Source organism: Poseidonocella sp. HB161398 (genome assembly GCF_005870025.1).
In the GTDB taxonomy this organism is placed as follows: domain Bacteria; phylum Pseudomonadota; class Alphaproteobacteria; order Rhodobacterales; family Rhodobacteraceae; genus Mangrovicoccus.
Genome location: NZ_VATA01000233.1, coordinates 1 through 1,031, shown reverse-complemented (window position 1 = coordinate 1,031; position 1,031 = coordinate 1). Strand labels below are relative to the sequence as shown.

Annotated in this window: 2 tRNA genes and 1 rRNA gene; all 3 read right to left on the bottom strand. The window is 56.7% G+C overall.

The features are described from left to right. Window positions 1-457 precede the first annotated feature (457 nt). A tRNA-Ala gene (locus FGX59_RS36990) sits at window positions 458-533 on the bottom strand. Window positions 534-645: 112 nt separating this feature from the next. Beyond that, a tRNA-Ile gene (locus FGX59_RS36985) sits at window positions 646-722 on the bottom strand. Window positions 723-947: 225 nt separating this feature from the next. Continuing rightward, window positions 948-1,031 (bottom strand): 16S ribosomal RNA (locus FGX59_RS36980); the annotation flags it as partial.

Below are 1,031 nucleotides of genomic sequence, written 5' to 3'. Positions count from 1 at the left end.
ATCGCAGGGTATCACGTCCTTCATCGCCTCTTGCTGCCAAGGCATCCACCAAACGCCCTTTTCGCGCTTGATCTGACCCGGTAAGAGCAAGACCGCTCCTACGCTGCCCCGGCCTTTTGTCTTCCGGGGCTTGAGATCAGAAGTCGTACTTTTTCCCGTGCTTCACGCTGGTTCGCAATGAAGCACTGCGTGATGGTTAATCACGCGGGTTAGTGTACTTGACTTGGACAAAACCGCTTTCGAAGTGCCTTTGATGTCCTACCGCCTATTCGGCTACTTGAGGACAGGCGCTTCAAGTTCCTCCGCACTTGGAGGAACCAGCGGTTCTGATGTTGTTTCTCTCTATGAACGATGTCAGCGGACCAGCTAGTGATCCGTCGTGTCCGGCTGGACGGGAAAACGCCCGCAGGCGCTTTCCGGTCAGGCCGGATCGGTTTTGACTGAGTATCCGAAGTTTTGGTGGAGCCTAGGAGGATCGAACTCCTGACCTCCTGAATGCAAATCAGGCGCTCTCCCAGCTGAGCTAAGGCCCCATTGGAATTTGCCGCGCAAATTCCAATGGGGCCGCAACCCGGCAGGTGAATTGCGCAGCAATTCGCCGAGAGGGGAAAGGCCCCGATGTCTTTTGCAAGGCAACCGATCTTTTGGTGGGTCGAGGAGGACTTGAACCTCCGACCTCACGCTTATCAGGCGTGCGCTCTAACCACCTGAGCTACCGACCCGTGTGTTTCCGAAGGAAACACGAGCCCGGCAGGCGTTTGCGAAGCAAATGCCGAGAGGGTGGCTTCCTTCAGCGCCGCGCTGGTCGGGCCATTCAGACGAGCCAGGCGGCCCGAATGATGTTTCAAAACTGAAGAGATATGGGGACGGTCCGGCCGTATATGCGCCATTGGCGCTGCTAAGTGTTCCACGAGAAAGGCAAGCCAATCTGCCAGGAACATCCTTAGAAAGGAGGTGATCCAGCCGCAGGTTCCCCTACGGCTACCTTGTTACGACTTCACCCCAGTCGCTGATCCTACCGTGGTCCGCTG